Annotated in this window: 41 protein-coding genes; 2 read left to right on the forward strand and 39 right to left on the reverse strand. The window is 32.9% G+C overall.

Translation table 11 applies throughout. The features are described from left to right. Nucleotides 1-6 precede the first annotated feature (6 nt). From AC2JAQ_RS07555 to AC2JAQ_RS07740, 38 genes are all read right to left on the reverse strand, one after another. The gene (locus AC2JAQ_RS07555) at nucleotides 7-2,283 is read right to left on the reverse strand and encodes a phage tail protein (protein ID WP_488458665.1); all 2,277 of its coding nucleotides are present in this window, start codon (nucleotides 2,281-2,283) and stop codon (nucleotides 7-9) included. Further along, nucleotides 2,283-2,501: a hypothetical protein gene (locus tag AC2JAQ_RS07560; protein WP_488458666.1), complete on the reverse strand. Its 219-nt coding sequence runs from the start codon at nucleotides 2,499-2,501 to the stop codon at nucleotides 2,283-2,285. The genes AC2JAQ_RS07555 and AC2JAQ_RS07560 overlap by 1 nt, the downstream gene beginning before the upstream one ends. A gap of 77 nt (nucleotides 2,502-2,578) precedes the next feature. Beyond that, nucleotides 2,579-2,899, reverse strand: coding sequence for a hypothetical protein (locus AC2JAQ_RS07565; RefSeq protein WP_488458667.1), 321 nt, complete (start codon nucleotides 2,897-2,899; stop codon nucleotides 2,579-2,581). A 4-nt stretch (nucleotides 2,900-2,903) separates the two neighbouring features. Beyond that, a complete protein-coding gene (locus AC2JAQ_RS07570; protein ID WP_488458668.1) occupies nucleotides 2,904-3,569 on the reverse strand; it encodes a hypothetical protein in 666 nt (221 codons plus the stop codon). 12 nt (nucleotides 3,570-3,581) lie between these two features. Next, entirely contained in the window at nucleotides 3,582-4,013 is a 432-nt protein-coding gene (locus AC2JAQ_RS07575; RefSeq protein WP_488458669.1) for an HK97-gp10 family putative phage morphogenesis protein, read from the reverse strand. After that, entirely contained in the window at nucleotides 4,013-4,360 is a 348-nt protein-coding gene (locus tag AC2JAQ_RS07580; RefSeq protein ID WP_488458670.1) for a hypothetical protein, read from the reverse strand. Before AC2JAQ_RS07580 ends, AC2JAQ_RS07575 begins: the two co-directional genes overlap by 1 nt. Beyond that, nucleotides 4,354-4,665, reverse strand: a complete 312-nt coding sequence (locus AC2JAQ_RS07585; RefSeq protein ID WP_488458671.1) for a hypothetical protein — start codon at nucleotides 4,663-4,665, stop codon at nucleotides 4,354-4,356. The genes AC2JAQ_RS07580 and AC2JAQ_RS07585 overlap by 7 nt, the downstream gene beginning before the upstream one ends. Further along, nucleotides 4,665-4,961 carry a phage head-tail connector protein gene (locus AC2JAQ_RS07590; RefSeq protein WP_488458672.1) on the reverse strand — a complete coding sequence of 99 codons (297 nt, stop codon included), beginning with the start codon at nucleotides 4,959-4,961 and terminating at the stop codon, nucleotides 4,665-4,667. The genes AC2JAQ_RS07585 and AC2JAQ_RS07590 overlap by 1 nt, the downstream gene beginning before the upstream one ends. 63 nt (nucleotides 4,962-5,024) lie before the next feature. Beyond that, nucleotides 5,025-5,885, reverse strand: coding sequence for a N4-gp56 family major capsid protein (locus tag AC2JAQ_RS07595; protein WP_488458673.1), 861 nt, complete (start codon nucleotides 5,883-5,885; stop codon nucleotides 5,025-5,027). Between the two features lie 4 nt (nucleotides 5,886-5,889). Next, nucleotides 5,890-6,540: a phage scaffolding protein gene (locus AC2JAQ_RS07600; RefSeq protein ID WP_488458674.1), complete on the reverse strand. Its 651-nt coding sequence runs from the start codon at nucleotides 6,538-6,540 to the stop codon at nucleotides 5,890-5,892. 152 nt (nucleotides 6,541-6,692) lie between these two features. Beyond that, on the reverse strand, nucleotides 6,693-6,947 hold the full coding sequence (locus tag AC2JAQ_RS07605) for a crAss001_48 related protein (RefSeq protein ID WP_488458675.1): 255 nt from the start codon (nucleotides 6,945-6,947) through the stop codon (nucleotides 6,693-6,695). Nucleotides 6,948-7,021: 74 nt separating this feature from the next. After that, on the reverse strand, nucleotides 7,022-7,216 hold the full coding sequence (locus tag AC2JAQ_RS07610; protein ID WP_488458676.1) for a Thoeris anti-defense Tad2 family protein: 195 nt from the start codon (nucleotides 7,214-7,216) through the stop codon (nucleotides 7,022-7,024). Continuing rightward, nucleotides 7,213-7,380, reverse strand: a complete 168-nt coding sequence (locus tag AC2JAQ_RS07615) for a hypothetical protein (protein WP_488458677.1) — start codon at nucleotides 7,378-7,380, stop codon at nucleotides 7,213-7,215. Before AC2JAQ_RS07615 ends, AC2JAQ_RS07610 begins: the two co-directional genes overlap by 4 nt. A 13-nt stretch (nucleotides 7,381-7,393) precedes the next feature. After that, the gene (locus AC2JAQ_RS07620) at nucleotides 7,394-8,911 is read right to left on the reverse strand and encodes a minor capsid protein (RefSeq protein WP_488458678.1); all 1,518 of its coding nucleotides are present in this window, start codon (nucleotides 8,909-8,911) and stop codon (nucleotides 7,394-7,396) included. Beyond that, nucleotides 8,911-10,356, reverse strand: coding sequence for a phage portal protein (locus AC2JAQ_RS07625; RefSeq protein ID WP_488458679.1), 1,446 nt, complete (start codon nucleotides 10,354-10,356; stop codon nucleotides 8,911-8,913). Before AC2JAQ_RS07625 ends, AC2JAQ_RS07620 begins: the two co-directional genes overlap by 1 nt. A gap of 13 nt (nucleotides 10,357-10,369) precedes the next feature. Further along, a complete protein-coding gene (locus AC2JAQ_RS07630) occupies nucleotides 10,370-11,617 on the reverse strand; it encodes a PBSX family phage terminase large subunit (protein ID WP_488458680.1) in 1,248 nt (415 codons plus the stop codon). Further along, on the reverse strand, nucleotides 11,610-12,050 hold the full coding sequence (locus AC2JAQ_RS07635; RefSeq protein ID WP_488458681.1) for a terminase small subunit: 441 nt from the start codon (nucleotides 12,048-12,050) through the stop codon (nucleotides 11,610-11,612). The genes AC2JAQ_RS07630 and AC2JAQ_RS07635 overlap by 8 nt, the downstream gene beginning before the upstream one ends. A gap of 220 nt (nucleotides 12,051-12,270) precedes the next feature. Further along, nucleotides 12,271-12,495, reverse strand: coding sequence for a hypothetical protein (locus tag AC2JAQ_RS07640; RefSeq protein WP_488458682.1), 225 nt, complete (start codon nucleotides 12,493-12,495; stop codon nucleotides 12,271-12,273). Nucleotides 12,496-12,506: 11 nt separating this feature from the next. Next, the gene (locus tag AC2JAQ_RS07645; RefSeq protein WP_488458683.1) at nucleotides 12,507-12,977 is read right to left on the reverse strand and encodes a YopX family protein; all 471 of its coding nucleotides are present in this window, start codon (nucleotides 12,975-12,977) and stop codon (nucleotides 12,507-12,509) included. Between the two features lie 15 nt (nucleotides 12,978-12,992). Then, nucleotides 12,993-13,295, reverse strand: coding sequence for a hypothetical protein (locus AC2JAQ_RS07650; RefSeq protein ID WP_488458684.1), 303 nt, complete (start codon nucleotides 13,293-13,295; stop codon nucleotides 12,993-12,995). A 1-nt stretch (nucleotide 13,296) separates the two neighbouring features. Further along, the gene (locus AC2JAQ_RS07655; protein ID WP_488458685.1) at nucleotides 13,297-13,608 is read right to left on the reverse strand and encodes a hypothetical protein; all 312 of its coding nucleotides are present in this window, start codon (nucleotides 13,606-13,608) and stop codon (nucleotides 13,297-13,299) included. Further along, nucleotides 13,608-14,240 (reverse strand): hypothetical protein, encoded by a 633-nt coding sequence (locus tag AC2JAQ_RS07660; protein ID WP_488458686.1) that lies wholly within the window; start codon nucleotides 14,238-14,240, stop codon nucleotides 13,608-13,610. The genes AC2JAQ_RS07655 and AC2JAQ_RS07660 overlap by 1 nt, the downstream gene beginning before the upstream one ends. Before the next feature lie 51 nt (nucleotides 14,241-14,291). Continuing rightward, complete coding sequence (locus AC2JAQ_RS07665) at nucleotides 14,292-14,831, reverse strand: hypothetical protein (protein WP_488458687.1); 540 nt, start codon at nucleotides 14,829-14,831, stop codon at nucleotides 14,292-14,294. After that, entirely contained in the window at nucleotides 14,824-15,030 is a 207-nt protein-coding gene (locus AC2JAQ_RS07670; protein WP_488458688.1) for a hypothetical protein, read from the reverse strand. The genes AC2JAQ_RS07665 and AC2JAQ_RS07670 overlap by 8 nt, the downstream gene beginning before the upstream one ends. Before the next feature lie 11 nt (nucleotides 15,031-15,041). Continuing rightward, nucleotides 15,042-15,563: a hypothetical protein gene (locus tag AC2JAQ_RS07675; RefSeq protein WP_488458689.1), complete on the reverse strand. Its 522-nt coding sequence runs from the start codon at nucleotides 15,561-15,563 to the stop codon at nucleotides 15,042-15,044. Then, on the reverse strand, nucleotides 15,560-15,730 hold the full coding sequence (locus tag AC2JAQ_RS07680; protein WP_488458690.1) for a hypothetical protein: 171 nt from the start codon (nucleotides 15,728-15,730) through the stop codon (nucleotides 15,560-15,562). Before AC2JAQ_RS07680 ends, AC2JAQ_RS07675 begins: the two co-directional genes overlap by 4 nt. A 13-nt stretch (nucleotides 15,731-15,743) precedes the next feature. Beyond that, nucleotides 15,744-16,142 (reverse strand): RusA family crossover junction endodeoxyribonuclease, encoded by a 399-nt coding sequence (locus tag AC2JAQ_RS07685; RefSeq protein WP_488458691.1) that lies wholly within the window; start codon nucleotides 16,140-16,142, stop codon nucleotides 15,744-15,746. Next, nucleotides 16,139-16,555 carry a hypothetical protein gene (locus tag AC2JAQ_RS07690; RefSeq protein WP_488458692.1) on the reverse strand — a complete coding sequence of 139 codons (417 nt, stop codon included), beginning with the start codon at nucleotides 16,553-16,555 and terminating at the stop codon, nucleotides 16,139-16,141. Before AC2JAQ_RS07690 ends, AC2JAQ_RS07685 begins: the two co-directional genes overlap by 4 nt. A 1-nt stretch (nucleotide 16,556) precedes the next feature. Then, a complete protein-coding gene (locus tag AC2JAQ_RS07695; RefSeq protein ID WP_488458693.1) occupies nucleotides 16,557-17,300 on the reverse strand; it encodes a helix-turn-helix domain-containing protein in 744 nt (247 codons plus the stop codon). A 54-nt stretch (nucleotides 17,301-17,354) separates the two neighbouring features. Beyond that, nucleotides 17,355-17,768 carry a single-stranded DNA-binding protein gene (locus AC2JAQ_RS07700; RefSeq protein WP_488458694.1) on the reverse strand — a complete coding sequence of 138 codons (414 nt, stop codon included), beginning with the start codon at nucleotides 17,766-17,768 and terminating at the stop codon, nucleotides 17,355-17,357. Nucleotide 17,769: 1 nt separating this feature from the next. Next, nucleotides 17,770-18,312, reverse strand: a complete 543-nt coding sequence (locus AC2JAQ_RS07705; RefSeq protein ID WP_488458695.1) for a dUTP diphosphatase — start codon at nucleotides 18,310-18,312, stop codon at nucleotides 17,770-17,772. Between the two features lie 150 nt (nucleotides 18,313-18,462). Beyond that, complete coding sequence (locus AC2JAQ_RS07710; RefSeq protein WP_488458696.1) at nucleotides 18,463-19,146, reverse strand: hypothetical protein; 684 nt, start codon at nucleotides 19,144-19,146, stop codon at nucleotides 18,463-18,465. 21 nt (nucleotides 19,147-19,167) lie between these two features. Next, a complete protein-coding gene (locus AC2JAQ_RS07715) occupies nucleotides 19,168-20,103 on the reverse strand; it encodes a hypothetical protein (RefSeq protein ID WP_488458697.1) in 936 nt (311 codons plus the stop codon). A 117-nt stretch (nucleotides 20,104-20,220) separates the two neighbouring features. Continuing rightward, complete coding sequence (locus AC2JAQ_RS07720; protein WP_488458698.1) at nucleotides 20,221-21,033, reverse strand: recombinase RecT; 813 nt, start codon at nucleotides 21,031-21,033, stop codon at nucleotides 20,221-20,223. Between the two features lie 2 nt (nucleotides 21,034-21,035). Next, a complete protein-coding gene (locus AC2JAQ_RS07725) occupies nucleotides 21,036-21,947 on the reverse strand; it encodes a YqaJ viral recombinase family nuclease (RefSeq protein ID WP_488458699.1) in 912 nt (303 codons plus the stop codon). A gap of 15 nt (nucleotides 21,948-21,962) precedes the next feature. Next, nucleotides 21,963-22,133, reverse strand: a complete 171-nt coding sequence (locus AC2JAQ_RS07730; RefSeq protein WP_488458700.1) for a hypothetical protein — start codon at nucleotides 22,131-22,133, stop codon at nucleotides 21,963-21,965. 31 nt (nucleotides 22,134-22,164) lie between these two features. After that, nucleotides 22,165-22,470: a histidine kinase gene (locus AC2JAQ_RS07735; RefSeq protein WP_488458701.1), complete on the reverse strand. Its 306-nt coding sequence runs from the start codon at nucleotides 22,468-22,470 to the stop codon at nucleotides 22,165-22,167. 40 nt (nucleotides 22,471-22,510) lie between these two features. Then, nucleotides 22,511-22,741, reverse strand: coding sequence for a helix-turn-helix transcriptional regulator (locus AC2JAQ_RS07740; RefSeq protein ID WP_488458702.1), 231 nt, complete (start codon nucleotides 22,739-22,741; stop codon nucleotides 22,511-22,513). Between the two features lie 182 nt (nucleotides 22,742-22,923). Between AC2JAQ_RS07740 and AC2JAQ_RS07745 the strand changes: the two genes are divergently transcribed. Continuing rightward, nucleotides 22,924-23,271, forward strand: coding sequence for a helix-turn-helix domain-containing protein (locus AC2JAQ_RS07745; RefSeq protein WP_488458703.1), 348 nt, complete (start codon nucleotides 22,924-22,926; stop codon nucleotides 23,269-23,271). 16 nt (nucleotides 23,272-23,287) lie between these two features. On the opposite strand, the gene AC2JAQ_RS07750 is transcribed toward AC2JAQ_RS07745, so the two are convergent. Beyond that, nucleotides 23,288-23,434, reverse strand: coding sequence for a hypothetical protein (locus AC2JAQ_RS07750; RefSeq protein ID WP_488458704.1), 147 nt, complete (start codon nucleotides 23,432-23,434; stop codon nucleotides 23,288-23,290). Nucleotides 23,435-23,698: 264 nt separating this feature from the next. Between AC2JAQ_RS07750 and AC2JAQ_RS07755 the strand changes: the two genes are divergently transcribed. Beyond that, nucleotides 23,699-23,938: a helix-turn-helix domain-containing protein gene (locus tag AC2JAQ_RS07755; protein WP_488458705.1), complete on the forward strand. Its 240-nt coding sequence runs from the start codon at nucleotides 23,699-23,701 to the stop codon at nucleotides 23,936-23,938. The last annotated feature ends 6 nt before the right edge of the window (nucleotides 23,939-23,944 follow it).

Consider the following 23,944-nt stretch of genomic DNA (forward strand, 5'->3'; position numbering starts at 1 on the left):
CCCTTTTTATTGAAATACCAGTTTTTGTTGAATTAAGAAGGCTAACTCTTCCGCTAAGTCCTCTATATCCTTTTCTTCATTGTTATTAAACTCCTGGATATTTACATTAACTTCAACTTTATTCTCTTTTACTAACTCTTCATCATCTTTAAACCTTAATTTCTCTGTTCTTCTCGCTTTTGTGAAACTGTTATTAAAGTTAAGCATATCCATTAAAGGCCCTTCTATCCCTCTCGCTGCAGCAAATGGAACCGGCAACCCTTCCCCGCTTCCTGGTAATCCTTCCATACCTGGTGGGGGTTCTACACTCTTAAAGAAGCTTCCAACTATAGGAATAGACTTAACTTTAGAACTTAACCACCCCGTAAAGCTGCCCCACGCGTTGGCTACGCCTTGTTTAATGTTATCGACTATTTTACCCCCTATGGATAAAAAGCCGCTTATCATGCTCCCTATTCCGTCTAAAATACCGTTTGCTAAATCTACCCCCGCACTTATAAGCTTAGGAATACTTTGTATTAAACCTGCTACTAATTTTACTACTATTTCAATACCCTTCGCTAAGAACTGCGGTAAATATTCAACTATTTTGGCTACTAACTCACCAAGTAATTCTCCCATTTTCCCCATAATAGCGGGTATATTTTGGGCTATACCTTTAATCATTTCTGTTACGAATTGCACACCTTTTTGTAAAAATTCCGGCATTTTTTCTGCTATAACTGTTAAAGTTCTCATTATGGCCTGGCCCATATTATCTAGTAATACTGGTAATTGAACTTTTAAACCTTCTATTATTTTTATAATAGTGTCTTTACCTTTGGCCAAGAACTCCGGCATACGTTGGATCAAAGTATTCAACATCTGAGTACCTGTGTCATATACTGCGGCTACTGCTGCAGGTATGCTACTAGCTAAACCGGCTGTTAAATTTGTGAGTACCTGCACACCTGCAGCAACCCAAGAAGGTAAATTACTTAAAAACCAACTTAGCATATCCAACCCAAGGTTTAATAAAGTATTCATTAAACCAGGAATGGCCGCCATTATTCCATTTATAAGATTTAATAATAAATCAGTTCCGACCATTAGAAGTGTTGGTGCTGTTTGCATAAAAGTATTTACTATTAGTTTAGTTATTGTAAATACGCCCTCTACCAATAAAGGAATACCGTTAGCTAAACCGGTTATTAAGTTGTTTATTATTTGGGTTCCCTGCTCTAAAATAAGCGGTGCTGTTGTTTGTATTTGAGTTACAAAGTTTCCGCAAAACTCACTTACTTTATAAGTTAAATTGTCCATGGCCGTTTGACCGTTTTCATTCATTCCTAAGAAGGCAACTCCCGCTATTCCTGCCGCTGCTGCTATCCCTGTAAATAAAGCCGGTGCCGTTGCAAATAAAACCATCCCTTTTCCTATAGCCCATAAGATAGGGGGTATTACTGCTAAAGTCGTCCCAAGGGCTGCTATAGTTTGGGCCAATTTAGGGTTTTCACTTACTAAGGTAGTAACATTACTTAAAATTTCATTAAATCCAGTTACTAAGTTGTTCGCTATTGGTAAAAATACTTTTCCTATTTCAACCGCTAACTCTTCAAAGTTTCCTTTTAATCTCTTCATTTGGTTGGCGAACCCGTCGGAGGTTCTTTCCGCGTCACCTATAGCGTTTTTACTCTGCTTAACAGCTTCCTGGTATCTTGCTTGTGCCTTTTCGGCCATGCTTAACTCTTTCCAACTCTTGCCCGTTGCTTTAGTGAACTCTGAGGTTTCCATTATCGTATCTGTTAAGTTAACCCCTAACATTTTAGCGCTCTCAGTTTCCCCCATAAGGGCTTTGGTCATAGCATCTACCGCCTGGTCGTCATTTACGTTATTGAATGATGCTAAATCATATCCAAGTGTAGTAACCTGCTTAGATAAGTTAAAAGCTTCATCCGCTGTAAATCCCATACCCTGGTATAAGTCCGCCTGGTTGGATATAGCTTCTTTAATTTCATACTGTGAACGTCCTATCGCGTCAGCGTATTTATTAGCCCACGCGTCCGCTTCTCCTGCTAAGTCCTTAAATACTGTATTAAATTTACTTTCCATTTCGTCGGCATCTGAAGCACTCATTAAACACGCTGCGCCAATCCCTGCAATAGGAACCGTTAACCCCATTGTTAACGTAGAACCTAAAGACGCAAGACTATTCCCCGCGCTTTTTAATTTCTCTAATTCGCTTTTTGCTTGACTGGTATCGGCTTTGACCTTTATTTTAATACCGTCCATATCTACGCCCATTAACCATTCACCTCCTTTAATGCTTTAAACCCTTCTTCATCTAATTCAGTAGTATTTAATCTCTCGCATAAAGCTAAATACTCTCTTCCTTCTTCTGTTTTTCTTAAATTATTGATTACCGCGCACTTATAAGCTAATAAAAAAGCATCAGAATTTAATTCTAATGCTTCTATAAAACTTATATTTAGGTAATCAATAACAACTTTAGTCATTTCCATAACGTCAGTATCGGTTGTTACTGTTACCCCTCCGCTTCCATTCTTCTTTTTATTGAAGTTAGGAATTGAAGGGGGTTTTAATTTGGGTTACTGTTCACCTCTTTAACCCACTTTAAATATTCTTCTACTATTAATTGGATCATGTCAAAGGTTAAAGCATCTACCTCTTCCCTTGATATTTTCTTACCTGTTCTATTATGATTTAAAATATCTTCCACTTTATTAAGTGTTAGTCTTAATATTTTTTCTACGTCCTGGTCCTTTTGAGCTTGAATTAGTTCTTTATTATTAGAAAATTCTAAGGCCATTCTTTGAGTAGGCTTTTTAATTTCTAATACTTCCCCGTTAGGCATTTTTATTTCAAAATATTTTTCCTTTAAAACTGATAAATCTAACATTTAATTACCCCCTCATTATTCCCGGTTCTCCTGGTTCTCCTGGATCTCCTGGTTCTCCTGGTCCTGTTTTACTAATTTCTGATAATTCTTCTAAATTAGACGGTAACGGTGCTGTTATCTCTTCTTCAAGGATTAATTTAACCCCTGTAGTATCTAAGCTACCTGCAACAAATTCAGCATCTATAACCGTTTCCTCTTCCGGGTTAAAAGTAATAGTAAAACCATTTTGACAAGTTCCAACTAAAGTAACTCTGTACTTTCTTCCAGTTTTATCTATAGTGTGAACGAATCTTACTAAATAATTATCAATTTCCCCTACTTTTCCTAGTTTTAAAGTGCTTTTGCTTGAAGTTGTTTGCAGCTCTCCTGCTAATGAGATCTTATTTAAAACTGTGTTATTCCATGTTAAAATACCACTCTTAAAAATTACCTCAGTATCAGTTATAAATACCTTATGAACTACCCCTTTATCGTCTTTTACAACGTAAATAGTAGGTTTATAAGACAGCTCCGCGCCTCCTTTAATTCCTCCTATTTTGTTGTCCTCTGTTTCTATAGTTTCATCTGCAGGAACTGAACCAGTATATTTAAGTATATAAAGATCACCGCTCCCAAGCGTTACTCTTTGCACTTCTGCTGCTGCTTTTGCTTCTCTTGCTGCTTTTGACATACCTTATACCTCCTATAAAATAGCATCTTTTAAAATTGCTATAATATTTTCTTTATTTTCTTTCATGGCATCTTTTATAAATTGCTTAGGCTTTTGGCCTATAGTTCTTATCATTTTCCCTGTTTTTCGGTCCTTATAAAACCATGGGGTTTGGCGGCCATTCCCATTCTTAGCATATACCCCGGTTCCCTCATGCACATAAGCTGCATATTCAACATTAGAACCTACATAACCCACTATCTCATTTGTTCCTGTTTCTACTTTGTGAGTTATACTTGCCCTAAGTTGTCCATAATCTACGGGACAATCTCTTTTACTGGTTGCCTCAACTAATAAACACGCTTTTTCCATTCCCTGCTCCGCATTGTTAGGCAAGGTTTTATTTATATACTCGTCTAATTGCCTGTTGAACTCTTCCACGTCTACATCAAAATCAAAACTCATTATTCTAACCTCTCCGTAAATCTTAAGCTAATAAACAAGTGTATTACATTGTTATATTCATCTTTCAAAGAACCACCGCCCATTAATTCTATCTTTGTAAATCCTTCTACCTTCTGAGAATCGGATAAACTTATAAAATTACTTGTTATGAGCTTTCTAATTTCTATACACCTTAGAAGTGTAGGCGCTATGATCCTTAGCTTAAGAGTGAACTTATTTTCCTTTTCTCCTGGTTCATATGTATAAACAATACATTCTTTAACCCTTTTTAGTTCCTCTTCATCTATTCCCATAGCTGCTATTTTTATACCTAACCCTTTTAAATGCTTTAATGCTGTGCTTAACATTCTTTATATTCCTCCAAGTCAAACGTAATTTTACGCCCTGGTATAAATGGCATATTAGTGATTTTAAAGTTATCACCATTTATTTTTACAACCATGTTATTTTTTAAGCTTGTATCATAGGTTAGGCCCTTTAGTTGAACGTATCTATTAGTTATTTCATTATCTTTCCTGGTGCTTATAGATTGGCTTATACTTATTAAAACCTTTTTATGTGGGGTTAAAATTGGTATAGGCTCCAATAATTCATTTTCGCCCTCTTCAAGGTTATAAACTTCATATAGTTTCATATTAGAATTTATACTCATTATCTTTTTAACTTCCTCATGCTAAGAATTTTTGATTTTAAATTCTTTGGTAAACCATCTATAAAGCTTTGAGAATGGCCGTTAACACTCTCGGAACTTAACCCCTCAGCTCCAAGCCTGTTATATTTGATTAATACTAATTCTTTAACAATACCCTCTACTTTAGTATTAATTTCTAAGTTAGGCGTATTGGTAAGTTCTTTTAGTTCCTCTTTACAATCTTCTATTAAGTCAAGGATTAGCAAATCGCGGCTATTATCCTCTATCCCTAATCTTATCTTTATTTTTTCTAGCAATATAAACCCCCCTTTAAAAAGAAGAGGGGTTAATATTAAATTAATCCCCTCTGTGATCCAGTATTATTTTTTAAATTTAGCTAATACTACTTTTGAAGCGTTAGTAACTGCAGCAACATAATGCTCGTCAACTGAGGCAACTGTCATTCTTGCTAATGTGTTTCTTTCAGTTTCTAAGTTAACATCCCTTTTAAGGAATATAGTTAAAGCTGCTGCCTCTTCTTCTGTTTCTTGATCCTCTGTTAATTTTACTATTGGACAAGTGTAAAATGCGCTTGTACCATCTAAAGTAACTTTCTTAGAAGGTACAACCCTAGTATTACATATCTTTCCTATTTCCCCGCTTACAATAGTGTAACCTGGATATTTGTCAGCGCTTGTGAACTCCGGATCTTTTCTTAAAGATGTAACTTGCTTAGGGTTAATATACATAACCTTTTCTGTGTTTTCTTCTTCGTCGAATAAGTCGATAGCGTCAACTATACCTGCATAACTTATTACTTTCGCGCTGCCGTCATATGTTTTTGTTGTAGTCTTTAAAAGCTCGGCTAAACAATCGTTATCTATCTTACTCGCTATAGATAAAGCTAATTGGTTGTTTGCCTCTCCTACTGGATTACCATAACCACTTAAAACAGCCTCGTCAGTTAATTCAACTGCTTTCATAACCTTTTTAACTGTAACTTTCTTTGAAGTTGTTGCTAATTTAGTAGTTCCGGCTTCAACTCCTTCTGCTACGTCCTCAGCATCTCCAATATACTCATAAGAAGGTATTGTTATAGTATCCCCTGGTTGTCCTACTAAAGTAGTATCAATTTTTGCAATCGGTGCTACTCTTATTTTTTTTGGTAATTTAGCACTTACCATATCCCCCATTACTTCCGGGTTAATTAAGTCCTGTAATTTTGTTGTTCCTGCTGCCATAATTTTATTCACCTCTTAAATTTTGATATAGTGCGGGGTTTTCGTTATATAGTTGTACTTTTTCCATATACCCCATTTTGTCAAATTGCTCTTTTGTCACCTGTCCTGGTACTCCACCACCTGCGCCGCCTCCTGGTGGGTTTGGGTTTGGTGGTGTTTGGCCTCCTAAATTCTTATCAGTTACGAATAAGTCTTTAAAAGTTTCTTTTATCCCTTTGGCTTGTTCTTCTAATCCCTCAACTTCTCCACTCTCCTTTAAAGTTAATTTACTTCTATCAAAACGGGCCGCTAATAGTTCGCCATGTTTAGCATTGTTAGCGGTTAACCAATTATTAATAGCTGTGTCAAAGGCCATATTTTTAATTTTGCCCTCATACTCTTCTTTCTGAGTTTTTAAAGCTGCTTCATGCTCTTTAATAGTTTGCTGCAGGGCTTCATTATCAGTATGATTTTTCTTTAAGTCAGCTATAGTTGTGTTAGCTGTCTTAATTTGCCCTTCTAAATCCTCTTTTTGAGTTTTTAGCTTGTTATATCTTTCGTCTATGTTTTCATTTTCTGATAGATAGATCTTTTCTGATCCCATTCCCTTAATTATCCCGTTGGCCTGGTCCTCTGTTAGCCCTTGTTTAATTAAGAATTCTTTGAATTTGTCCATGTTTTACCCTCCTATATTTACGCTTTTTACGGGTTTCGCTTCCCTTAATATAGTTGTCTTTTCCTTTTGTTACGCCTGGAATTAACTAAAAAAGGCAAAATAAAAAAGCCTATGTTTTAGACTTTGTTTTACTGAGGTTATTTAGTTTTTATTTACTCTAATTCTATATTTTCTATTGCTGCTCTTTCCTCAAGTGCATTTAAATAGCATTCCATATAAACTAATTGAGTGTGTAGTAGTTCATAACTACATGAAGGTTTAAATGTTAAAGTACCTTCTTTATATTTCTTTAGCATATTACTTAATCCATTAATTCTTATTTTTAATTGCAAATACTCTGCTTTAAATCTCTCTTTATAATCTGAGCTATTCATCATTTGAACTGTTTCGTTTAATCCCATATTCATATTCTCACCCCCACCGCTTCTTCTGTATATAGTATAAGTTTCCAAGCCGCTTATTTCCATTAACTGCAGGGTTTTTAATCCTCTTTGTATTCTCTCCAATCCTCGGCCAAGAACTCATTTAATAAGTCCATAGCATCAAACCTTTTCCAGTTATTATGGATCACAAAATATTTTTTATCCTCTGTTAGAGTAATATACATATTACCCCAACCTTTACGCTGTACTTTGTACCCATCTTTTAAAATTCTTAAAGCTACACTGAAATTCATTCCTCTTCTTCCTCTCCCTCTTCTATATATCCTCTTTCTACGCATTTAATGTATTCTTCATACTCTTCTTTAGCCCACTGCGGCGCATCACTTTTTATTTTAATTCCTTCATCAGTAAAAACCGCATAGCCTTTTTCTATAAATAATGGTCTTTCTAATCTCATTTTAACAACCTCCCTACAAATAACTATTTATCATTTTCTCTATTTTTTTTCCGAATATTATAGAAAACTCACGCGGTTGACTGCTGCCAAAATACTCTGCGAACGCCTCCGCAAATGCCTCAGTGTTAGAACTGGCCCCGTATTGACTAACTAAGTCTTTAACATCCTTAAAGCTGTACTCTCCGCCTGTGACTTCATTATATTCTTTTAAAACATCTTTTATAAAATCTCTTTCAAACTCCTTTTTGCTTATTCCCTTTTCATTCCCTTTACTTAAATAATAAAGATTATGCGCTATATAGTGGCCGTACTCATGCACAAAGGTTCCTGCGGTTCCGTCTGTTTGTGAGTTCCACCCCTGGGCCATAGCTCTTTTATTGTAGTCTAACACCTTTTCTTTTCGCCTAAACATACTGGCTTCTAAAGCAATTTCCTCAGCCTTTGGCGAACGGGTATAATATCTATAATGGCCCACCGCTCCTATATTTACTTTAACTTTTAAGTTAGGTAAATCTATAGGTCGTATGCTGTTAAACCCTTCAAAATAAGCGCTAAACTTATCTAGCCATGTAACCATTTCTGTTAATACTTCCTGGTTTATAGGGTATTTCCTACTGTCACTAAACTTTATTCCATACTCTTTTAAAAGGTGCTTTTTAATATCGTTCTTAGTTTTAAATTCTTTGCCTTTATACTCTTTGTCGTGCCATCCTTTAGGCTGTGGCTTTGGCTGCGGTTTTTCTCCTGCTTTTGGTATATGTACTATTGGAATAATAGTACACCTGCAATGTGGGTGTAGCGGCAAAATAGGAACCTCAGTTATAGGATATTTCTTTCCATGTTCCCCGCCACATATTTCGCAGGTTCTCTCGTCCTTTGCTGCAATTAACTCTACTTCCTCCACTCCTGCATCCTTATAGCTTTGTAGGGAAGAGGCGTTTAAGTAGTGCATTGTTTCGGTTCTTATAACTCTTAAGGTATTTTTATAATGGCTTTCCATTTTCTTATGAATTATATTTGTTATAGTTGTAATACTTGATCCCTGGATTAAATGAGTTTTTAATATAGAATTTAATTGTCCTGCTAATGTTCCTGTGCTTTCCCATATTTTCTCGGAAAACATTTCCTCGCTCCAAGGATTAGCAAAAAGCATTTCTATTAATTTGTCATTGTTAATAGCAAAATCAATTTCTAAAGCCTCATTCATTTTTTTATAGTTATTTTTAATTCCCTCTTCTATTCTTTCTTTTGTGTGGTTGTCCAGGTTTAAAGCTAAGTCCACCATTCTATTATTTAAGTTCTGTGTTAGTTGACTTAAGCGCCTATAGTTGTAAAGTTCGCTACGTGTTATTTCTCCACTTTCTACCCTGGTTAACAAATAAGAAATTTCTTTGTTTATATCCTCAATGACTTTAGAGTAAAATTGCATTAAAGCTTTATTTTGTTTTTCTAAGTCATTATATATTTTCCATGTTTCGTCGGCGGTTCTCTCTATCCAATAGTTTTTACTATCTTTACTATATTTACTCATTATTCCTCACCTTGTCCGCTCAATCCGCTTCCTGGCCTACTAAATGGAATCATATCATTTTTAAAGCTTTCCGCCTCCTGCTCCTGTTCTTCCTCTAAAGCTTTTAACTCTTCTTCTGCGTTAGTAACCCAAGGATGGTTTGCAATTATAGTTTTATTACTTATAACCCCTTTTGACTTCTGACATCCGTCTATAGCTTCTAGTTCATTGATTGTTATATCTCTATTAAAGATAAGTTCTACCTCTTCCTCTTCATTTATCACTAAGGTTATGTTTAAATAGCTATTAACAAAATATAATAAATCTTCAAAGGCTCTTTTAAATAAAACTTCTAAGGCATTACACTTTAAATCTAAACCGCTATAAAGGAATTTTAAAGCTATTCCGCTCGGTGCTGCTCCTAATGAATTAAGTTCTTTATTAACACCCTGGCCGCTCTCTATTATGTCTTTCTTAAGCTGCTCGTAATGTTCCCTTATAGCTGTTATATCCATAGTTGGATTTAGTGTGTCTAACCCTCCATCTGTTGGATCATCAATTTTTACGGCTCTATATCTTTTTAAATCACTCACAAACTCTGATAAATCTTCCCCACCATAGCCCTTTAATATATATATAAGATTTTGTAGTTCTTCAACATAGTTCGCAACCTCTGAGCGTGATATATCATAGTTATCAATTAATGATTTATTGAATTTTAAATCTGTTAACTCTAGCCTATTATTTTTAAATGGTATAAAAGGAACTCTCCCCCATGAAGAGGCCGCGCCGTCGTCTGTGAAGTGTCCTAGTGGTCCTTCTGCAGCTCCTAAATACATTTCACTGTCTAAGATTAACTCATTATCTTTTTTAATATAGTATTCCACCGTTTCACTTGTCCAATACTGAACCTTAGTAACTGTTTTCTTTTCTTTTCCAACATATTCAATTTGTTCATAGTATCTTATAAGCGCTGTTAGTTCCCTATGGTTTCTATCCTTCCATATTGGTATTATCTGTTCTGCAGGAATAACCATAGTTTTAAACTTGCCTTCTTCATTTAAATAAACCTGTAGCCATCCTATACCCTTGTTACTTGCTTCATAGGCTAATTCATTTAAAGTGTCCAAAAAGTATTTTCCTAAAGAATCTTTAACCTGCTTTAAATAAGGCTCATTTGGACACTTTAATGTATAGGGTTTTCCTAATAAGTAGTTTATTTTATCGTCTACCTGGTTTTTGTGGTGTGCATGGTTTAATTTATTATTTACCTTGTCAATATCCACTACTCTTTTATCATTTTCATATTTATAAAACACTCTATTAGATATATCGTTCTCCACCTGGTAATACTGCTCTCCCTTAAGCATCCATTGCCTTCTACTTGATCCCTCAAATTCTTTTATCTCAGCTAATATAATATCTTTAGTTGTCATCATATTTATTTCTTTATTAAAATTAAACATTCGTTTCACCTCTCTATTTCATTATTGATAAACCGCCTTTCTTTTTAACGCGCTGCATAGCATAACGTAAAGCGTCCATAAGGTGGTTATAATCGTCTATAGGCTTATTTATACCCTTGCCGTCTTTAGTGTCCCATACATAGTTATTAAGCTCTACAAGTGTATTTTCACATTCCGGCTTTACCCATATTTTAAAATCCTGGATATACTGAATACCATTTAAAATACTGTCGGCCCCTTTTGCTGCTGCTTTTATTCTTCTTATACCTGCTTTTCTTATTTCATCTATACTCTTAGGTTCCGCGCACTCTGCAAAAATATGCTCTTTTGAATAACCTTTATATTTAATCATTGTAGCTATATCTTTATTACTCATGGCTTTCTGATAATGTTCATCAAATATAAAAATCTCTTCTGTGCTTTCATCAACCAAAGCGCATATAAAAGCGGTTGGATCGTGTGTGTAGCCAAAGTCCAAACCAAAAATACTGATAATACCAGGCCTTTTCTTAATTTCTTCTAAGTCAAAATCTAATTCCTCAAAGTTTTCAAATACTAACCCCTCAGCAATTCCCCACTCTCCTTTACCTTCTATCTTGTAACGGCGTGGGTTCTTCTCCTTCATCTTCTCAAAAAGCTTAATATCGTCCTCACCTAAGAACTCATTACATTCATAGGTGGTCGTTAAAGCTAAAATATCATCGTCCTCAGCATCAAAAAACCTTTTCTTTAACCAATGCTTCTCACTCCAAGGGTTAAAAGTAATAGTAATCTGTTTAAAATACCCTGGTGGTAATTCTCCCCTTATACTCATGTCAACCTTGTTAAAATCGTCCTCATTCATTATTTGAAAAGCTTCCTCGAACCAAGCCCAACATAAATACCCTATTTCAACCGTAATTGAAGTAATTGACATAGGATCATCAAGGCCCCTAAATAATATCTTTTGGCCGGTAGGTTTATAAGTTGCTTCCAATGGGCTTTTACTAAAGTGCCATAAATGCGCTACACCTAAAACGTTAGCTGCCCACTTTAACTGAGTATAAGTAGAATCCTTATGAGTATTAAAAACACGTCTTAAGACTAAAGTATTAGCTAATGGGTACTTCATCATGTTATAAATGATCCATAAAGCGGTAGTAGTGCTTTTCTTGCTTCCTCTTCCGCCTTTACATACCCTATACCTGCCCTTATATCTCCAAAACGTACCATATCCGCGGCCTATCTTACTCGGTAAATGTATTCTTAAAGTATTAGTCATCTAGTTCCTCTTCTCCCTCAAATACTACCGTTTGGTTTACGTCCGCTTCCACTTTATCAATAAACAACCTGTATCTCTTACCTAATAGCTCCGCTGCTTTTAGTCTATCTTTTGCGGATAACTCTTTATCTATTAAACGGGCCTCGCTTGTAAAATCCCCTACGTTTTCAATGGCTATAACCTGTTCTGTTTCTTCTCCCCTCAGTACGCGGGTTAAATACTCTAATACTTCCTCGGCTTTTGCTATTCGTTCGCTTTCAATTTCCGCCATTCTCTCGTCGATATACTGCTTAATATCAAGTTTTGACAAGTTCTCGCTACCTATCCTATTTAAGTTTTTCCCCTTATACCCTGCTTTTTTTGCTGCTTCTGAGGCATTCCCGGTTTGGATATAATAATCCGCAAATGCTTTCTGTTTTGCTGTCAATTTCATTTATTTACACCACCTTTCTTAAAGAATTTTATAAAAAAAAGAACTTACTAAGTTTTTTCTTAATAAGTTCTTTTTGAATGATAATAAAAGGGTTTTAGTTAATAAAATGTGTTTTCCTAAAAATAGGGTTCTTTTTACTCAAATTACTCTAAATTGAAAGTATTTTAAAATTGAAAGGAATTGTATTTGACTTGATATAAGTATAACATGAAAACTCCTTTTAAAAGTCCCCTTTTTGTCCCGTTTTTTTCTCACTTTCTCTATTAAAAAACAATATAATTTTATCTTTATCCACACCTAAACTCCTTAAAAATTTATATCTATATTTAGGCGGTAAATTTGAAACTGCTTTATTAACCGTATCTACAGTTTCAATAAAAACCTTTTTGACTTCTTCATATAAAGCCCTTACGGCTTCTTCTACTGTTTCTATATCTTTATTCATGTTTTCCCCTCCTAACTCAATAACTCCTGGTTCTCTTTTATATTCCCTACCACTTCAAAATCTTCCTCCAAAAATAAAAACATAGCATCATCAAATGAAATTTCCTCACCTGTAGAATTCTCGTAAACTATAAATCTCGCTGTTTCATTATCCCATCTTATTTCTAAGAATCTATATTCAAATCTATAATAACGTCCATCTTCCCTTTTGGTATACTCTTTCATAGCCTCCTTACTTAATTCAATGTTTCTATTAAGCAAATATCTTATTGTCTTTTTAAGTATATCTCCTTCATATATTTCTTTATTGTTCTTATCTTTTAAACCAGTAGATTTAAAAAATTCAAATCTTTTTTTAGATAAAAGAATCCACCTATCCTCTTCAATGCAAGGATCTAATTTAAAGATCCCTACATTAGTTACTTTTAAAAATTCACTATCATTTGTTATCATTCTTTTTTCTTGCTTGTCCCAAGCTCTCATATTTTCACCCTCCTACTAAATTTCTTCTAACTCCCCAAAATACTGTTTATAAAGCTCCATTTTATTATTTGCTTTCATAAATGACTTTACATAGTCAGCATTTAAAATTTGCGCATCACTTTTATTTTTAATTTCTATCCAGTTTCCTTTATCGGTTAAATACAACGCGTAATGATTTTCACCGTCAAAATATTTAAATATCAAGTCAGCTTTGCTGCTATCAAAATACCAGTCCCCACTACCCATTACATAAAATCTATTTTTTAATTTGTTTCTTTTTTCTATTTTCTTTTTAAAACTCTCTATAATATTTTTCAAATTATTTCACTCCTAATAGTTTTAATAGGACCTTTCCACTCTCATACAAGCTATACTCTATCCACTCTTTTTCTTCCTTAAGTTTTTGTATTGTTTTAAGTTGGCCATCAGTAAAATTACTAATAGCCTCCTTTTCCTCAGTTTCTACCAGTTCAAAAGCTGTTATTTGCCCCTCTAAAACTTCAAGTTCATTGTTTTTCTCACTCTTCTTTTTATTAATCTTCTTAGGTTTCTCTAGTGTTACCATTTTTTCACCTGTCACCTCTTCACCTATTAAGGCGAAAATATCAATTTGATCCCTCAAAACTTCCATTAAATATCCCCTTCTCTTTTCTTATTTTCTTCTAAAAATGCACTATTAAGTTTTCTCCATATATGATTTTTATTATCGCCTATCTTTTGAGAACCCTTAATATTTTTAACTAAAATATCATAGCATTTTGAACAAACTTTCTTATCTTTAACAACTTCATTACTTCCACATAAGAAGCACCAATTATTTTCTCTCCATAGATCCCTCTTTGAAATTTTCGGCTTTCTCCTAGCCTTATTAATTCTTATTTTTTTTAAGCAAACTTCACAACACTTTTTACCTGGATTTGGTTTCATTTTTCCGCATATAGTACAAACGCCTTTAGCTCTGCGTTCTTCTCTTTGTAAAATTTGTTTTGCTTTTTTTTCTTCTTTGTGTTTTTCTTTATATTTTCTAATACTCTCATTTTGTGAACCCCAACAAACAAGACATAAATTACATCTGTATATTTTTTCTTTGCCGCATTTTGTGCATTTACCTCGATTAATCAAATATTCCTTTCTACGTTTTTTATACTCGTAATCTTTTTGGTGACATTCATTACAAAATACACCTTTTTCCTTCTCTTTAACTTTTCCACACCTAACACAAAGACCTTTCAATTTTCTTTCTTTATAAACTTCTTTTCCCATACTAACCACCCTATTTTATTTTAAAGGGTACTTTAATAGTACCCTTATTTATTACTTTATTTTTTTTATAGTCCAACTCCCTTTTTCAGCTTCTATCCAGGTTATAGAACCGTTAGGGTTGGCAAATATATAAATTGGTTTAAACTTTCCAAAATGTTTTCTATAATGTTTAGTAAAATCATTTTTATTTATGGTTTTGCCTGTGCTCCACTTAAACCCTTTGCGGCGCAACTTAATTAATATATCCTCAGTTTCTTTTAATGTATTAACTCTATACGCCTCTACCATTCTTAAAGTTAGTACGTATCTATAATTAAATTTATATTTTTTAGTTATGCTTCTTATAGGCTTCTTTGGTGCTCTCGCTTTCCCTTTTTCTAAACTTTTAATATCTTCCGGCAAAGCCCACCATTTAGACTTACCACCAATTAAATTCTTTAAATAATCCCCCTCAAAAAATTCAACACCTAAAAGCCTAATAGTTTTATATTTTCTTTCTCCAACAATTACCCCTTTAGCTCCTTCACTGAAAAAAGTGTCATTCACTCCTTTTCTTACGATTACCTTATCACCAATTTTAAATTTACTCATTCTCTTCAATCCCCTTAACTAATTTATTTTTAATAACGTTTATAAAATCTTCTTTGGTTTCTATTCTTGTCGGATCATTTATTCCATATTTCTCAAAGCATTCATCTGAAAATAAACAATCGCTGCAATTGCATTCATCTTCGCAAACGTCGTACTGTGTCCCTATAAGTTTATCTAATATCTTTTCATATTTACTCATAGTCATACCTCCTATATAAGCTTAGACAGCTTTTTAATAATTTCTTCTCTCTTCCTATAGGTTGTACTCCTAGCACCTGTAAATAAGTTACGTGCTATAAACTCTATAGACTTATTCTCGCTGTATTTTAATTCTAAAAATCTTTTTTCTTCTTCTGTTAGTTCATTGATAGAAAATTCTATATCCTGGTTTATATATTCAAATTCTCTTATTCTGTCATTAGTTTTTAGCATTCTTTTTTTATTTAAAATACACTTTCTTCTTAGATCCTCTATATACTTATAAATCTCTTTTTCTACTGCATTTTCTGAATTTGAAGAGGTTTGAATTAATTCTTTTGAGTAATCTATCCCCATATTGGAATAAACCTCAGCCTTAAACCTTTTCAACTCTCTCATTTCCTTTAAAACATCACCTATTTGCACATCTAATCTATTAGATTTATTCTTTAGTTTTTCTATAGCCTTTTTATTCCTGTAGTATAATTTAACCCTTCTTTCAGTTTCTTTAAAGTCATTCTTTGCTTTACTCATCTTTTACCCCTTAGCTTCCTGGAATTAGCTACCCTTTTTAAATATTTAGCTTTTCTTTTAATCTTATCTTCGTTCACCGCTGCAGCTTCTCTAGCTTTAATTAAAGCTTTTTCATATGCTATATTTAATATTTCCTCACTACCTCTTTTAAAATGATTTATAAGCATAACACATACCCCTTTAAATGCCCTTTATTTCAAGCTCTACTCTTTCTTTTTCTTGCGTGTATCTTTTTATAACTACTAGCTCTATAACCTGTGTATCGTCCTTGTAGGCCACTTTATTAAGTGAATCAAGTATTATCTTAGCTATATTGTCCGCATCCGGCTTTTTAGTTGGGTATAATTCCCCTGCTTTTATTGCTTCTCTTTGTTTCTTTGTATAGCTCTTAGGAATCTTAAAATAAACAGTTATAAATACTTTTAAAGGTCCCAAGAAATATTCTCCACCTTGCTGCTTATAACACTTTTTAACCAACGCCTCATATTTGATCGTTTCCCTAGTGTTATGTGGTTTCTTTGCGCCTCTTTTAAATCTCGGCCTATCTTTTCCCTTAATAGGTCCTTCAATAACTATCATGTTCGATACCCCTTTTTATAAATAATTCTTCTCTCTCTCTTAAAAAATTCATGCTTTCTTATAGCTGCGTACACCCTAAAAATATCTTTATTATTCCATTTCTTAAGTTTGGTTAGGTCCGCAACTGATAACCCCAACATTAAAAGAGTGCCTATATCTCTAATTTCCTCTTCTTTAATGTTCTTTGTATTCTTAGCTGCATAATACTTAATAAATTCTTCTATGTTTTTGATTACTATTCGCCTCTCTGATAGGGGCTTAAACCCTTCCCCCATAAAATCTCTTCTCCAATTTCTGTACGCTTTTTCCGCCTCTTCCTGCTTCAACCCATAATCTCTCTTGATTTTCTTAATCACAACTTCTTTACTTTGGCAACTTGTTAAATTTAAAAAATCATTTAAACTACGGCTCAAATCAAAGCTCACCTCTCTTCTTTAAATATAAACGTTTAGTTGTTATCGAACTGCCGCTCCTTCCTAGCCTTTTACCTATTTCCTTATCCGTTAAACCTTCTTTAACTAACTCTTTTAAAAGAACTATTTCTTTAAATCTCCACTCTACACGTCTACTTTTAGTGTTTTTAGTCCTTTTAAGTTTAGATTGAATGGCCACCGGTGAACGTCCTAATATTTTAGCTATTTCTTTATAACTCTCTCCTTTGTTATATAAATCAACTAATATTTTTTCTTCCTCAGCTCCCCAACCTCTTACTTTAGTAGGTCTTTTTTTCAATGTTATATTTTTTCTTTCTACATCTACCCAAAAAGGCTCTTTACCTAGTACATTTTTTTCTAATTTGGTCCAGTCTATAAGCTCTTTATTGTTTTCCGCCCATTCCCAAAACTCATTCAAGCTTACAAAACTAAACTTTCTAACTTTACAAGGAATTATTTTCTTAACTGGAAAACCTTTTTTCTCAATCCAAAAATCTATTGTAGCCCCATAGATCCCCAGGGCCTCAGCTAATCTATTTCTAATTATATAGTCGAATGCGTCCCGGTTATCTGTTAAACCTATCCTGTAGGCCTTTACTTGTATAGCTGTTAATGTTCTATTAAGCTTTTTTGCTGTACTCTGTAATGAATACGTCCCATGTCTATTTATTAATATTTCAACTTCCTTTTCTGTCCATTTTCGATATGAATTTCTATTAGTCATATTCCCCCATACTCCTTTTAAAGTTAAGTAGCTGCATTGCAGCTACTCATATTATTAAAATGGCATATCCTCGTCATAAACCGGGTTTAAATCCTGGTCCGGTTGTGCAAACGCTCCGCCATAACCTGCGTCAAAATCATAACCGCCGTTAGCTTGTCCACTTTCTTTGCTACCTAAAAAGTCAAAGGTTTCTATCACTACATCTGTTCTATATATCTTTGTTCCGTCTTTATCATATGAACCCGTTCTTATATTCCCGCAAATTGCTACTTGTTTTCCTTTGTTCATATGGTTTCCTAAAGTTTCCGCCGTCTTTCCAAAGGCCACGCAACTTATAAAGTCCGCTTCATCTTTTTTAAATTGTCTATTAACCGCTAATGTAAATCTTGTTATCGCCGTGCCGCTTCCTGCTGCATAACTGCAATTTGGATCTTTGGTTAAACGTCCAATCAATACAACCTTATTCATTCTAATAGCCCTCCTGCTGCTTTTTTAAATTTATATTTCTTTTTCTGTAATAAGCTTTTACAATCTTATCAAAGCTTAAATCTAGCATAAAACCAACTTCAAACAACTTAACTAAAGCGGTGTGGTAACTTTCTGTTGCTACTAAGTAAAATATTGCATCTAATAGCATGGCCACTTCCTGCCCTATTAAAAACCTTTTTTCTCTGTCTTTATATAATTTTTCACATTCTTCTATTTTGTAACCTATGTCGCTTATCTTATATTCAAACTTATCAACGTTAAAGCGGTTTCTTTCCTTTAGTAAGTTTAAGGTAAAGGCAATACAGTCACTTAATTCCTCACTTGCTTTGTTCTTATCTGTAAACTTTCCCTTTTTCCAATACTTCCAGGCGTTAACCTCATTTGCTAACTCTCCAATTTCAGTTAATAAGGCTACTCTATCCTTAGTTACTGGATTTTTAGCAACCCCGGCATTTCTCCAACAAATTTTATCCATTTCCCATTGATCCTGGATCATTTCTCTTAAAATATCTTTCTTAAGCATAATAAAACCTCTCTTTTTTTTAATTACTTAGTGGGTTAAATGCACCCACTAAGCTTTAATGCTAAAACTATTAAAATAATGTCAATTACCAAAGCTGCGGCTATTCCTAATAAACATCCTTTAGGATCCTCTACCATAGCTTATAACCTCCTACTTAGTAGATAACGCTAATTCTAATAACAATTTGCTTCCTGCTGCCTGGTGCTGCAACTCTTTAAACTTTTCTTTTCCTTCTTCACTTTCTAAATTTATGTTAATTAAGTTCGCCCAAAGCGTATTAATTTCATCAAGGAATATGCTTGTATTATTTTTTGAAACTTCAATCTCTTCTGACATAAGAGTATTACTTCTTTTTAACCTTTCGTTCTCTTCTCTAAGTGCTGCAGCTTCTTTAACTAATTCACTATGCTTTTTAACATAGCTATTTTCAAACTTAATACTGCCTTCTATACAATCAGTATATTTTTTTTCTAACTCTTTCTTTTCTTTAAGTAATTTTATACATTTTTCATTAAACGCTTTACGTCTTTCGTCTAAATACTTATTCTCTTCTTTTAATTTCTCTATCTCTAAATTAGCTTCATAAAGCTTTTGGCACTCACTAGGTTTATAAAATTCTTTCATCATAGCTCCAATAGGATTAAAGTTAACCTCATATTCTACCGCTACATCTTCTAAGCTTATAGGTATACTTTTTAAACATTCTAAACCAACCTTCATTATTTTCGGATCAATGGCATGATATTTTATTCCAATATTACCAACTTTTATTTCTCTAGGTTCCACCCCTGCCTCAGCAATTCTTTTCTTACATTCCTCTGCAAATTTACTCATAATAACACTCTCCTTCATTTTTTAACCTTCAAACTCTAAACTTGAATTATCTAATAATTCTTCTTCTAATTTTTCATAATCATATTCTCTTTGTGTAAAATTAGGTTGTCTTATTTTACTGTTCCCCTTGTTAATTATCACTTTAGTTTCTTTACTTAAGTCCTTTAATACTGCTCCCAAATAACTGGCATATCCTTTTACTTCTCCATTCATAAAAGCTGTTGAAGTTGAAGCTATACCCAAAGCTCTTTTAACTAAAGCTAAACCAAATGTTTCTATAAAAACTTTTGCATCAACTTTTTTTAATTTATAAGATAAAAGTTGACAAAGTTTCATTACTTCTTTAACTTCTTCCTCCTCAGTAGAAGAAGAAGTATTTGTATCTGTATTTGTATCTGTATTTGTATCTGTATCTGTATTCTGTATCTGTATTGCCCCCGTATCGTTATACGAATCGTCTAACGTATCGTTAGAACCCTCATTTTTACTGGGTTTTTCACTATTTTCATTAAATTTAGAATTTAACGAATCGTTACTCGTATCGTTATACGAATCGTATAACCCTTTTAATTGAGAACTTTTCACTTTACATCCAACATATTGAATAAGATCTTTATCTTTTACTAATCCAAGTTCTTTATTTAAACAATCAATTACTGGTTTTCCACCTTTATTTAAGTTGTATTTCCCCCAATTTTTTATAGCTAATTCTCTCGTATCTGAATTATATTTAATAAGCTTATGATGGTTAATAAATCTTTCCATTAAGCTGTTTATACTTTCCATTGAATAACCAAGTTCAAAAGCCATTTGTTTTTTAGTAATCTGATATATTCCACACATTGTAGTACATGGATTAGTTAGAATGTAAAGGTAAAAGTATCTATCTTCCGGTGTCATTTCCTCTTGAATTTTAGGATCACTCCAAAACTCTCCATATATAAGTCTGTATGCCATTTTTTCACCTCTAACTGTATAAAATGATTAATAATTGCACATACTGTTAATATCTAACTGTATAAAATGATTATGATTTTACCAAAGAGGTATTATGTAACCTCTTTGGTTTAAATCCTATTGATTTTCTTCAATCGGATTATCAACTTCAATTATTGTTTCAGTATCATATTCAAAACTTTCAAGGTTTGCTTGTATATCTATCCCTTGATTATCTTCAAGAATAGTATCTTTAACTTTGTTAACGTCAGCAGCATAAGCGTTTTGCATATCTATACTTAAAATTCCCCATTTACTAAGCATATTTCTTAAAACTGTTTTTTTAGCCATGGCGTCAAAATCTTTAGACCAACCAAAGTTTGATTTTGAAAATTTTCTTTTATGCGCTTCTATCTGTTCCTTAGTCCAATAAACTGTTTTTTCAAATCCATTAACTAACTTAAAATATCCTGCATACCCAATTATTACGTCGCTTTCTTTTTTACTAAAATCAATCTCTAACTCTTCTGTAAGCGGGTTAAATCCTTGTAATTCTCCTTCATGGACCTCTATAACATTTATAGATTTATACTGACCTGTTCTTAATGCTAATTGGATATAGCCTTTATATCCCATTTGAAACTGTGCTTTATTTCCATAAGGTACAACCCAGGCATAACCAAGGTTTTTATCAATCGGTAAATCTAAAGTAGCTGCTACCATACAAGAAGCTATTACACTTAAACCCTCACATTTTTGTAAATTAGTATCACTATTAACCAGGTTAACTATAGAACTCATGTATTGAGGTGCTCTTTTGTCTAATACTTCCTCAAATCTCTTTTTCATAGCGGAACTGTCTAAAAGTCCCTTTACTGTATTTCCAACTGCTGCAGGTTTATTTGCTCCCTGCTTCTGTAATTGATTTTTTAAACTGCTATTAGTTGCCATAACTAAATTACCTCCTTAATACCGAATCTTCTGCTTTTACTTTCTTTGCATACTTCTTTATAAACTTCCGGGTACTTAGCTTTTAATACTTTACTATCCACTCTATTGCTTACAATCTGTTTCCAGGATATATTGTATTTTTTTGTGTACCCTTCCTCGTACTCTTTTAACTCATGCTTTAAGTTATTTTCAATTTCCTTGATGTTATCATTTAGAATTTTAGCCTGGTCTTTAAGTTCTAAGTATATTTTTACCCTCTCTTCAACTTCTGACTTAAGAGGAATACTATCTTTTATACTTTCGGCATACTTTTCTTTTAAATACTTTTCAGCCGCACTAGATCCATCCAAAGCCGGTGGTGTTCTATCTTCAACCATTTTCCAAAACTCTTTACACGCTTCTATAATCATGTTTATTAACTCTTCGTCGCGTTCAATTTCCTTGAATAAGAACTTTTGGCCGCCTACTAAAACCGCTATATAAGCTTTCTCAGCTCCCGTAACTGCCATATAGTGTTGTACCTGCAGCAAATAAGAAGCCGGGACCTCTTCACTCTCCCACTCTTGCGCTAAATACTGGTTAGCTGTTTTACATTCTAATATGGCGTTTTCCCCAACTACTCTTCTATCTATGTTAGCAACCATAAAAGAATGTTCTTTGTGTTGAAAGTGTCTAGTATCTCTTCTTACTTTCTTCCCTGTTCTCTTTTCAAATTCTTTCGCAACCACCTGCTCGAATTGGTCACCCCAATAAGCAGCCTCGCTTTGCTCTTTAACTTCTGTAATAGGTTCTGTTTTTTCTATATAAACCTCGAATGCTGTTTTCCACTTGTTAACTCCTAAAATGGCCCCAACATCTGAACCGCCTATCCCTTTTTGTCTTTCGATTAACCAATTTAATTTTTCTTTACACATTTAACTACACCCCTTTTAAATAACTACATTTACAACAAATAAGAAAATTGGTAATAAAAATACAATTCCTAAAGTTCCTACCCTTTGAGTTTCTTTTTTCATTGATAATGTGAACATTTTTATAAGTAAAACTGTTAACACTATAATTGAGTAAACTTGAAATAATTTAGCTGCTAACTCTAACACTTTAATACCTCCATACATTTCTTTTAATATGTTAAGTAATAATCAAATTTAAAGCCTTAGTGCTTTCATGTGTTATTTTGATTATTGCTTCTTTTAATCTATTAACCTCAGCTTTAGTTGCTTCTAATTCTCTTTCTAAACGCACTTTCTCTAATGGAGAAAATTGTTTAAGCTCTGTTTCTTCAAGTTTTTTTATATATTGAATGTTGAAGCGTGGGGTTGGTATGCCTTTAACTGTTTGTAAAATACCTTCCCTTCTCCAATCATCTATACATTTAATTGTTACTCCCCATCGTTCGGATAGTTCTTTTCTAGTAATTAATGTTTTTTCCCCCATAAGCTCCCCTCTTCCTAACCAATTTATAAAGTGTTATATTCTAATTAACAGCCTTTGTTATACAATTGGTAACTTCTTTTGTAAAAAAAATTTCACCAGGATTAACATTGAATATCTTACCTACTGCAATAGCTTCAGTAATAGTGAAATCATGTATACCATTTTCTTTTCTATGGTATGTATTCTTTGAAATTCCAAGCTTTGCGGCAATTTCTTCTTGTGTAAGGTTATACTTAATTCTAAGCATTTTTAAAATTAGACTTGTTTCCAAAAGTAGCACCTCCAATCTTTTGTTATCCTTTCGGTAACTATATAATATTACACTTTTGGTAACTTGTCAACACTTATTTATAACTTTTTTATATTTTTGGTAACTAAACACTCAAAAATGGTAACTTGATATATAATATAGCTTATATTAAATAATTTTAAAAATAAAAATGAGGTGTTAATATGGCTGACTTTAGTGAAAGATTAAAACTTTTGAGAAATGAAAAAGGTTTAACACTTGATCAACTTAAAGATATTTTAGGAACAACTAAAGCAACCTTATCACGTTATGAAAATGGATTAAGAGAACCTAAGGTTGATTTTGCTAGTAAAGCAGCAAACTATTTTGGCGTTTCTTTAGATTACATTTTAGGAGTAAGTGATATTAGAGAAATTAATGAACTAAATACAAATGAAAAATTAGCTAGAAAGTTATTAGAAGAATTTGAAGAGAATAACATTGAATTATCTCAAGAAGATATACCCGATGTTATAAAAGCTATAAAAATAGCTCTTGCTATGAAGAAATAAAAAAATGACCAATTATTTATTGGTCATTTTTTTTATGTTCTTCTATTATTTTTTTATATTCTTCTATTATTCTATTTGTGTTATTTAATAGATCCTCTATTTCATTTTTATTTAATTCTAAAAGTGCCTTTGAAAGATTTTTCTCTAAACTATATTTATCCATTATATAACCCCCATAAAAAGAATTTAACATTAAACTTTGTATTTTCATACTAACATAAATATTGTTCACTATTTGCGAACCATTCGACATATATAGCAAATTCGTTCGACATTTACATATTTTTTATTTAAATTTATTTTATTAAATTATATAGTTAACAACTTATTTTTTTATTATTTAAATTGGTATATATTTCTTTTGAATTTATTTAAAAAGTTAACATATAATCTATATTGTGGTTTGGAATTGGGGAAAGGATTTTAAATGGAAAATATAAAATTAAATGTAAGAAAATATAGAGAATTAAAAGAACTCTCTTTAGTGGAACTAGCTAAGAAAACAGGTTTAAGTAAAAGTTATTTATCTGAAATAGAAAGTGGCAAGAAAATTTGTAGTTTAAAAACTCTTTATAAAATAGGTAAAACTTTAAACATTTGTCCAATTTTATTAATTGAATGTCCACAAAATTGCAGACAATGTTCTTTAATGATAAAATGCTTTTAATATAAT

The sequence above is a fragment of the Clostridium sp. LIBA-8553 genome (assembly GCF_057782465.1).